Source organism: Pseudomonas sp. BGI-2 (assembly GCF_004310295.1).
In the GTDB taxonomy this organism is placed as follows: Bacteria; Pseudomonadota; Gammaproteobacteria; order Pseudomonadales; family Pseudomonadaceae; genus Aquipseudomonas.
Genome location: NZ_SISB01000013.1, coordinates 112,280 through 123,100, shown reverse-complemented (window position 1 = coordinate 123,100; position 10,821 = coordinate 112,280). Strand labels below are relative to the sequence as shown.

General features: G+C 58.1%; 1 protein-coding gene and 2 pseudogenes. All 3 read right to left on the bottom strand.

The window, feature by feature from the left end; translation table 11 throughout:
- Positions 1-583 (bottom strand): transposase (locus EYC95_RS11560; protein ID WP_178083832.1); only part of this gene is annotated, 583 nt, incomplete at its 3' end.
- Positions 584-624: 41 nt separating this feature from the next.
- Positions 625-1,929: pseudogene (locus tag EYC95_RS31035) on the bottom strand (hemagglutinin repeat-containing protein); the annotation flags it as partial.
- 2,112 nt (positions 1,930-4,041) lie between these two features.
- A pseudogene (locus tag EYC95_RS31030) lies at positions 4,042-10,797 on the bottom strand (filamentous hemagglutinin N-terminal domain-containing protein); the annotation flags it as partial.
- Positions 10,798-10,821: the final 24 nt, after the last annotated feature.

The window sequence follows — 10,821 nt, the reverse complement described above, 5'->3', positions numbered from 1 at the left end:
CGGCGCCGGCATCGCGCACTTTGACGTGAATGCAGTCCAGATAGAGGATCGGGTACAGCGCGTCCAGCGGCCGCGCCTGCCAGAGTTTGACCTCATCACTCACCGCGTCGGTAATCGCCGAGATCAGACTGGGAGAGACCTCGGTGCCGTACATTTCCTGCAAGTGCGCCTGAATTTCTCTGACACTCAAGCCCCGGGCGTAGAGGGAAATGACCTTGTCGTCGAAGCCGGTCCAGCGGGTTTGATGCTTGGCGACCAGTTGCGGTTCGAAAGACGCCTGCCGGTCGCGGGGGATCTCGAGCGGCAGCTCACCAAAATCGCCCTTGAGGGTTTTACCGCTGTGACCGTTGCGGGCATTGGCGCCGGTGTTGGTGATCGTCGCGCTTTTGCCATGACCCAGATGCTCGGTCATTTCCGCCTCAAGGGCTCGCTCGACCAACATCTTGGTGAGCTGTTTGAGCAAGCCATTTTCGCCGATGAGGTCTTCAGGCTTTTTGTAGTTGGTCAGCAGGCTGTCGGCCAGTTTAACCAGCTCAGGATCAGGCTTGATTCGTTTGGCGCGCTTGGGTTTTGGCTCGGTCATTGGATTTCCTTGGGGTAGGCAGTCTCCTGCCAAATGATCGTTTACACAAAACTAATTACACCCTCGGCAGAGATGGAGCTGCCTGCGGCTGTGTGACCGTTACTATTCACACCATAGTTGATCGTCTCGTTACCGACGAAGGTGGAGAGCCCGTTGTTATCCACGGCATGTTTGATGCCGTAGCTTTTGTCCGTTTCCCAGCTGTTACTGCGCTCCTGATCAATGCTGGCGACCACGTTCACATCCCGACCTGCCTTGAGCGTCGCGTCGTGACCGGCGTTGATACCACTGCCAATGATGTTGATGTCGCGTGCGCTATTTAAAATAGCGTCATTACCCGCATTGATCTGGCTGCCGACGCTGTTTGAGCTGAACCCTTCGCGCCCCCCCTTGTGCGATGCGTTCAGGGTCGTGTTCAAATTCACACCCATCGCATCCTTGAGCGACAGGCCGAGTTTTTTCTTGAACTCTTCTGCGCGGCTGTAAGCTTCGTTATCGGCAGATGAGAGGTTGATATCACCGGTTCTGTCGACCAGCCCGGCGTGTAGTTCTGCATTGTTGTCAGCGTTGATGACACTGGCATTCAGATTCACATCACGACCGGCAATGACGACCGCATCGTTACCAGCGCTGAGTTCACTGCCCACCTGGGTGACGCTGGTCTGGAGATGGCTGCTGCCACTGGACGACATCCCAAACAAACCGGTTTTCGTTTTCTTGGTGTAGGAACCGCTTTCCTCGATGCCTGAAAGTATCGCCACGTCCTTTGTGGCACCGACGATCAGGTCATCACCCGCCTTCAATTGACTACCAATAATGGTGACGTTGCGGCCTCCATTGAGACTGACACCTCCTCCATCGTCTTTCGTCGTGTTAACGGTCAGATCCTGCCCCGCCTCAATAACGGAAGCGACGTTAGCGCTATCGTAGCTCTCGCTCTGAGTAGTTTTGCTTCGTCCAAACGAACCGTTTTTCTTCTTGTAGTAGTAAGAAGAGCTCTCGTCCTTCGCAGACGCAACAAGAATGTCCTGCTCAGCATCGAGGCTGATGTCTTCATTAGCCTTGATCCTGCTGGCAATGATGCCAAGATCGTTGCCGGCATAAATGGCGATGTCTCGACCGGCATTCACAACCGACGATTGTTGGCTGACACTGTGGCTTTCCGACGCAGTTTTTTTGCTGCGTGCAACGTAATCGCTTTCGTTCGCCGCCGAAGTCAACAGTACATCGTTACCCGCGGTGAGATACATATCGAGCTTTGCATCAAGCCGACTGGCGACAACGGTTACGTCCCGATCCGCGGTGATCGAAAGATCCCGCCCAGACGTCACCTCCGCACCGTACTGAGTAATGGTCTGATTCAGAAAACGGCTACCACGCGCATCAGTGGTGCGGTCCTGGACCGAACTGATGTTGACGTCTCGAGTGGCGGTCAGATCGAGATCCTGACCACTCTTGATCACGCCGCCAATGTTGCTGATATCGCGACCGGCATAGATGCTCAAATCATTGACCGCTTCAATACGCGCGGCATTGTCCAGGTAATCGCGATGCAGCAGATTGCCGCGACCGCTCAGATCGAAACCTGTTACATCACGCTGGTTGATCACATCGCCGTTGGTGGCTGTTAGCGACACATCACGACCGGAAATGATGCCCCCGGATTTATTGACGATATTGTTCCCCGCCTTCAACGTCAGACGATCGCCCGCCTCGATCAGACTGGTGTTGGTTAGGTCGTTGCCGGCCTGGGCCGACAGATTATTGGTAGCGCGCAAGGTCCCGGCATTGTTCAAATCCTGGCCGGCAATCAGAGTGACGTCGCCACCCTGGATCAATGCACCATTGGGTGCGAGTCGATTGTTCGCCTGGGCCAGATACAGCACCGGCACCAGCACTTTTTCGCCATTCACCACATGCTCTTCGAGCCAGACGATGTCGTGGGTCAGCGCCGCGACTTGCTGTGCAGAGAGGGTGACGCCCATGGACAAGTTCAGCTGGTTCTTGCTGGCGATGGCGTTCTTCATCAGGTACTTGAACATTGCTTCGTCAGAGGTCTGGCCACCGATAAATCGCTGGCCTGTGCGCTCGACCACGGCTTGCTGGATTATTCGCTGTTCGAAGAATCCATCACCCAGGCGCTTGGCGCTTGTGTCCGGGTTGTAGCCAAGGTTGCTCAGCAGGTAATCCGAACTCATGAACTGCTTGAGGTCGGTGAGTACCGGGTTGGTTTCGATCAGGTATTTGTGAGGATTGGAGCGAACACTGGTGTCCGGCAGACCTTCCACGCGCGGCACGGTCATCGGGCCGTTATCGCGGTTCGGCAGGAACACGCCGACCGGGCCATCACCCGCAGCGGCGTTGACACTGATATTGGCGGCTTTATCGCTGAAATCCACCGGCGGACGATTGGCGAGGGCAAGCTCGCGCGCCTTGACCGACACCGGATCGTTTTTGTCGAACTGCAGTTCGGTGCCCTTTACCAGGGTTTGTTCTGTACCGCGGGAAACGAGGTTCGAAGTGGCCGTACCGATGGCCCAGTCCAGGCCCGGGACCTGAGGTTGTGCTGCGCCGGTTTGATCACTGAGGCGGAACAGGCCGTTCTGCCCCGTCGGCAGACTGAAACCGGGAAGGGTCAGCGGATTGACTTGCTGCTGGGCCAGGTCCGGTGGAAGTTGGCTGTTGAGGGAAATAACCGTGGGTTTTCCTATACCGGCGGCTTCGGTGTTGGCGTTGCGAGAAGTGCCATAAGCCCCCGAACTGTAGGCTTTTTCAACACCGTTGGAGATTTTATGAGTGGCGTTGATGGTCACGTTGCCCGCGGCCTGGATGATGGCCGACGCGAAACCGGAGGGGTCTGAGGTGACTATTTTTTCATTGAAGACTGCATTCTTTATGAAGTCCGGGGCTTCGGTTCTGACGCCTGTCGAATATAGAGAGTCGGCAAATTTGACGCCAGCGGAAGCATTGCTACCCACAACCAGAACGATTGAGCCGAAAGTCTGAAAGTGTTCAATCTCGCCCTTCGCCCCAAACATAACCACCTTCGGAATCAGCCTTGACTCAACTTCATTGGCGTTCCAGAAGCGCAGATCCTTGTTGTAGCCGGCGTCGTTGTACATGTTGTACAGGGCGATTTCTCGCCATTGATCGACGGATTGCCCGCCCGTGACGTACTTGCGAGAAATGTAATCACCTGTGGCGGTACCTGTGTTCTCGAAATTGGCCACGTTGATGTTGATGTTCCCAGACACACCAATGGATGAATTCGAATTAAGGAACGAACCACCGGTCACATCAAAATCGTTCCCTGCCGTGATAGAGGCAGCCTTGGAACTGTCAACCTTTAGAATGCTGACTCGGAACTTCTGCTCCCAAACCAAGTGTGAGGGGATCCTGTCATTAAGGTTTTCAGCCCAGCTGGGCGAAAGCTGGTCACACGCCTCGCAACGCACACCTATATCCGACGAATACAGTTCAGAAGTTGTCTTGAACTGTTCTCTGCGATTGACGATCGAGTCCGCCTTGATCGAAAAGTTACCGGTGCTTTCCATCGTGCCGGAAAGGTTCTCTACCAACGCAGAACGGTTACCCGCGTCGTCTCGCGCAATATCGATATTGCCCAAGCTGTAGACATCAGCATTTTTGTTCGTGAAACTTCCGACCCGAAGTTTCATGCTGCCACCGCTGAACAGAAATCCGCCCTGATCGTTCAACAGCGTCGACGCATTCAGTTTCAGCTCTGACCCACCGGCGAGCGTGCCGTAGTTGTTCACATTCCCGGCATTCAAAACGAGAGCATTGACCGAGCTGAGTCGACCGTAGTTGGTCACGGTGCCTGGCGTGCCGCGACCACCAACGGTGGTGTTGGCGCCACCGGAAATACTTGCCACATTACTGAGATTGATGGCCCCGGCGTCTACCTGCATGTCGCCCAGGCTGGTGACGCGACCATTGCCGGAATAGGTACCGCCCAACTGCAAATCCAGACTGCCATCACTGGCAATCAATCCGTTGTTGATCCAGTTCACACCTCGGCCAACCAAACGGTCGGACGCCAGCAGTTGCCCGCTAGCGGTCTGCACAAAATTGTTGACGTTAACCGTCAACCGCCCCGCCTGAATCACACTGCTGTTGGTCCAGCTGTCCGCATTCAGCGTCAACCCGCCACGGGTCACCATCGTGCCGCCAGCGTTCATGACGTTGGCCGTGGAGATATCAAACTCACCCACGCCCACATGGGTCACGGTGCCGCCGGCGTTCAGGAAGCTCGGTGTCGCCAGGGTCAGGTCAATGTTGGCCGTTTCCAGCAACCCGTTGCGGTTATCGAACAAGCTGCCGATCTGGAAGTTGGTTTTACCGCTGTTGCCCAGCGCACGCAGTTTGCCGCCCTGGTTATCGGCGCTGGTGGCGCGCACGGCCAGGGTACTGGCGCTTTCGATCAGGCCGCTGCGGTTGCTGAAGTTGCCATTAAGCCCTAGATCGATGGACTGGCCACTGATCTGCCCCGCGTTGTTGTTCAGCGAGTTGCCAATGACTTTGACCAGACCTTTGGCGTGGATCCCGCCGCCGGTGTTATCGACGGCGGCATTGCCCGCATTGAGCAAGATATCGCCGGTGTTGGCGGCAATGCGACCGCCATCGCTGTAGATTCCGCCCAAGGCTTGCAGGTCGAGACGGCGGCCTTCGATCTTGCCGCCGTGGCCGTTGCGCAATACGCCAGTGAGGCGGGTTTGCAGCAAGCCTTTGAGGCTCGAGAGCACACCGCTGCGGCTGTCGAGGTTGGCGGCGATGATGTTCAGGTCGCCGTTTTGAGCGATGATTTTGCCGCTCTGGTTATCGATGTCGCCGCCCGTCACGTCCAGGGTCATTGCGCCCAGGCTTTGCAGCGCGCCGCCGGCGTTATTGAGGGATTTGGCGTTGAGGGTCAAGCCGGCGTCGCGGCTGTAGATCAGGCCATCGGCGTCACTGCGCACGTTGCCGGTGGCGGTAAGGGCAAGCTGTCCATTGGCCGACACGGTGCCGTGCTGGCTGTTGTTCAAATCGCCGGTCAACAGCGTCAACAGGCCTTGACTGAGCAACTGGCCGCCCTGGTTGTCGATGCTGGCGGAACGCTTGATCACCAGCGGGCCAGTACTGCCGAGCGCACCGTTGACGTTGGTCAGCGCACCGAGCAAATCGAGGGTAATGCTGTCTTTGCCGACCAGGCTGCCATTGCTGTTGTCCAGGCTTGTACCGGTGAGCGTCAGGGCTTTATTGCCGGTGATTTTTCCGGTGTTGTTGTTCAGGCCCGACGCATGGATGTCCAGCGTGTCGCCACTTTCGATCACGCCGCCCGCAGAGTTATTGATCGGGCCTTGGGTCATTGTCAGGGTTTGCTTGCCATTACTACTGACGACGCCATTGCGGTTGTCGAGACTGGCCGCGGTGATGGTCACGTCGCCGTCGGCACCGATGCCGCCCTTGACGCCCTTGCCGGTATTGATCAACGCGCCGCTCAGGTTGATGTCCAGGTTCCCGAACTGGCTGGAGACCGCGCCCTCCTGACTGTTGTCGAGACTGCCGCCCGTCACGGCCAGTTTCTTCCAGCCGGAAACCAGACCGCCCTGGTTGTTCAGACTGGCGGCATTGAGCGTCAGTTGATCGTTGCTGATCAGATTGCCGCCACGGTTATCCAGTTGGTTGCCACTCAGGTTGAAACTGTGGACGCTGGAAATTTCACCTTTCTGGTTATTCAGGTCGCGCAGGTGAGCGATGCTCAGCACGCCTTTGGTGTTGATCACACCGTCCTGGTTATTCAGGTCGGCCGGTGCGGTGCCCAGGTCGATACTGATACCGGTGCCACCGAGCAGATTTCCACCCTGGTTGTTCAGGCCGTTGCTGTTGAGGGTGAGTTGCCCGGTCGCTTTGATCAGGCCTCTGGTCAGGTCCTGGATCTGGTTAGTCAGCAGCCCGTCGACGGTGATTTGAATATCGCCATCGCTGAGTATTTTGCCGGCGCTGGTATCGAGGCTCGCGGCACGAACCTGCAAGGCAGCGGCGGCGATTTTGCCTTTGACCGAGGTCAGCGCATTGTCGATTGTCAGCGTGAGTTTCTGGTTGCTGAGCAGTTGGCCGTCGCTGTTGTCCAGCTGCCTGGCCGCCAGTTCGAAAGCCTCTTCACTGGAGATTTCGCCGTGGCGGTTGTTCACGTCGGCAAGGTTTTTCAGCAGCAATTGGCCTGGCGCGCTGATGTAACCGTCCTGGTTGTTCAACGCCCCGCCGTTCAGATCAAGGCTTAACGTGCCTTTGCTGAACAGCTTGCCGCCCTGCTGATCCAGTCCTGTGATGTTAGCGATCAGCGCGGAGGCCGCGTTGAGGCTGCCGCCGGTATTGGTGACTTGCCCGGCGTTCAGGTCCAGACGATCCCCAGCGTAAATCGTACTTTGGTGGCTGTTATTGAGCGCGCCGGTGGTGATGCTGGCGTTGCCTTTGCTGCTGATCCCGCCTTTTTGCTGGTTATCGAGGCTGGCGCTGTTGAGGGTCAGCGTCGAGTCGGTGAGTAGCTTGCCGCCCTGATTGCTGATGGCGCCCTGGATGACGACAGTCAGCGCCTTGGCACTGGAAATCGTCCCGCCGTTGTTGCTCAGGCTCTGCGCGTTGAGCGCCAGTTCGCCTTCGCTGATGAGGCTGCCCTGATTGTTGTTCAGATCGGAAGAGAGGTTGAGCGCAAGATTTTTCTGGGTGGTGAGGCGACCGCTGTTTTCCAGGGTCTGCCCGGTCAGTGTCAGCCCGGTTTCGCCGGACAGCAGTCCCTTATTGCGGTTGATGACCTTGCCCACGGTCAGCGCGAGGTTGCCACCGGCCAGTATGTAACCGGCATCGCTGTTGTCGAGTTGTTGGCCAATCAGCGTCACGTCCGCCTTGCTCGACAACTCGCCATTGCGGCTATCGAGGTTGTCGACATTCAGTTTCAGCGCTTTTGTCGCCCCTACCAAACCCTCCTGACGGTTATCGAGGCTGGCGGCTTTCACGGTCAGGCCGTCATCGGCAATGACCAGGCCGGCCCGGTTATCAAAGGCATCGGTGACCGTCAGCTCAACCTCACCACGGCCACGGATTTCACCGTTGCTGTTGTCCAGGCTCGCGCTGCTACTGGCCAGGCCGACCGATTTGATCAGGCCATGGATGTTGCTGAGTGCGCGGTCGATGACGAGGGTGAGTTTTTCATTGCTCAGCAGTTTGCCGTCATCGTTGTTCAGGCTTTTGGCGTTGATGCTGTAGGCCTTGGCCCCGGAAATTTCACCCGCGCTGTTGTTCACCTCGTTGAGGTTTTTCAACAGCAACTGACCGGGCGTGTGGAGGTTGCCGCGCTGGTTGTTGAGCAGGCCGTTGTTCAAGTCGAGGGTCAGGTCGCTGTTGCTGAACAGCTCGCCGCCGTCCTGATCCAGACTCGTCACCGAAGCGTTCAGCCGCTGTTGACTGCCAATCTGCCCGGCCGAGTTGTTCAGGTGTTTGGCCGTCAGGTCGAGGGTGCCGTCAGTCGCCAGACTGCCGCCGTTGCTGTTGTTGAATTCACCGGTGGTGACGGTCGACGCGGCTTTGGCGCTGATCAGGCCTTTGTCGCTGTTGTCGAGGCTGGCGCTGCTCAGCGTCAGACCTTTTTGCGAGCCGAGCAAACCGCCCTGGTTTTGCAGGGCTGCCGCGACGTTGAGCGACATGGCTTCGAGGCTCGACAGGCTACCCAGCCGGTTGTCCAGGCTGCCGGCGTTGAGTACCAGTGTGCCTTCGCTGCTGATCAGGCCTTGCTGGTTGTTTTTGATGTCGTCGAAGGTCAACGCCAGGTTGTTCTGGCTGACGATCTTGCCGCCGGAGTTGTCGAGCCCGACGCCACTGAGCGTAACCGCGCCTTTGCTGACAATCTGGCCGGCGGTCTGGTTGATGATCTGACCGACCTTGAGCGCCAGGGTGGTGTTGGACAGCACTTTGCCGCTGTCGCTGTTGTTCAGGGTCGCGCCGTTGATGTACACGTCGGTCTGACTGGACAGCGAACCGCTGCGGTTGTCGATCTGATCGACGTTGACGGTCAGTGTTTTGAGGGACGCGACCAGACCACCTTTTTGGTTATCCAGCGACTTGCCGGTCACCTTCAGGTTGCCCTCGGCAATCAACTCGCCAGCCTGCTGGCTCAAGGCATCGATAGTGGCGTCGATATCACCCTTGCCGGAAATACGGCCGCCATCGTTGGCGACGTCTTTGGCTTTGAGCGTCAGAGGACCGGTGGCGGTGAGAAGGCCGCCATTTCGGTTGTCCAGTTTGCTGCCATCGAAGGTCAGCGCGGCCTTGCTTTCCACCCGACCCTTGTCGCGGTTATCCAGTTCGGTGACTTGCAGTTTCACCGCCTGATCGGCACGGATCACGCCGTTGCGGTTGTCGGTGTTGCTGCTGCTGACGTTCAGGGTGTTCAAGCCGGAAAGCTTGCCGTTGCGATTGTCCAGGCGCGTGGCTTGCACATCCATCGCGCCGTTGGCCTGGATCAGGCCTTTGTTCTGGTTGTTCAGCAGGCCGTTGACACGAGTGGTCAGTTGGCCGGCGCTGCTCAGTTTTCCTTGCTGACTGTTGTCGAGGTTTTACGCGCGGACGGTCAGGGCTTGTTGCGCCCCCAAGGTACCGCCGATGTTGTTGATGCCGCCGCTGGCCGTGATGTCCAGCAGACGTCCAGCGGTCACCACACCGGCGACGTTATCCAGTGCGGTTACACTCAGGGTCATGTCGGCCAGGCTGCTGAGCTCGCCGCTGTTGTTGTTCAGTCGACCGACATTACCGGTGAGAAGGTCGGTGCTGTTGATCACTCCGTTGGTGTTGAACACCTGACTGGCATTGAGGTTCAACGTGCTGTTACTCAGCACTCGCCCGTTGTTCTGGTTGTCCAGAGTAGCTGCGGTGATGCGGGTGGTTTGCCCGCTGAGAGTGCCGCCCTGGTTGCTTAATGTCTGTGCGGTATTGATCGACAGGTTACGGCTGGCAACCACGCTTTTGCCGGTGTTGTTGAGGTTCTGCGCGCTGAGGCTTAAATCGCCATTGGCGTTGCGACTGTTATCGGCATTGACCCCGGCTTCGATGACGCCGTTGTTGGTCAACTGCCCGCCGGCACTGAGGGCGAGGGTGTCGCGAGCGGCGAGGGTTTGCTGGTTGGTCAGGTTGCCTTGGGTTTGCACGTTTAGCACGGTGCCTGCATACACCGGACCGCGAGCATCGAGGCTGGCGGCTTTGACATTGACCGCGCCGTTCGTGGCCGAGGTGTCGGCCAGGCTCAAGTGGCCGCTGGCATCGAGCTGGATATCACCACCGCTGGCAATCAGTTTGCCGTCGAGCTTCACCCCGACCCCAGCCTCGGTGCCGACCAGTTTGATCGCCCCGGCGTACATGCCGCCCAGTGCCGACGAGTCGATGGCCAGTTGCGGTTTCGCGCTGCCGTCATCGGCGCGAGCGGTGGCGTTGAGCGTCTGTGCATTGACGTCGTTGCGACCGGCCACAATCGTCAGGTTCTTCGCCTGAATCTCGGCATTGATCTTCGCGCTGCGGGTGATGATTTCGAAGCTGTCGACGTTGGTCGCATTCAGCCCGGCGCCATCGATCGAGACGCTTCCCTGATCAACCTGATAACGATCCACACGCCCGTTGTCGAGCAGCGGTTTGCCGGTGGTCAGCGTCACACGCGGCGTATTGATAAACCCGCAACCGTTGCAACTGATGCCGTAAGGGTTGGCGACGATAACGCGCGCGGACTGCCCCGCCACTTCCGTGTAACCGCGCAACTGGCTTGGGCTGCCGCCGATCACTTCGTTGAGGATGGTTTGCGCGGCGACGCGGTTGGTGAGGTTGGGGTTGCCGACGATGATGCCACCCAACTGCGTCGCGCCGGTCTGCGCGGCGACGTTGTTGAGGATCACACCTTGAGTACCGACGTTGTAGTCGTGGAACTGGTTATGCGACAGGCCGGTGCCATTGGGCGTGGCGATATTGACGATCGGAACGCCATTCCCCGCCTGCCCGAGACTGGTCCCCGGCGTCGCCACCACCATCCCCTCGGCCTGCGCCCACATCGGTTGCCAGAACATGACGTTGGCCAACAGGAACGCCACTCCGCGCTTGGGCATGCCCCAGAAGTGCTCGCGGGTTTTCAGTTGCGCAGAAGGCTGACGCGAAAGGAAAGCGTAGTGGCGAACGTCCATGTTGAAGGTCTCGATGCGGCGAAA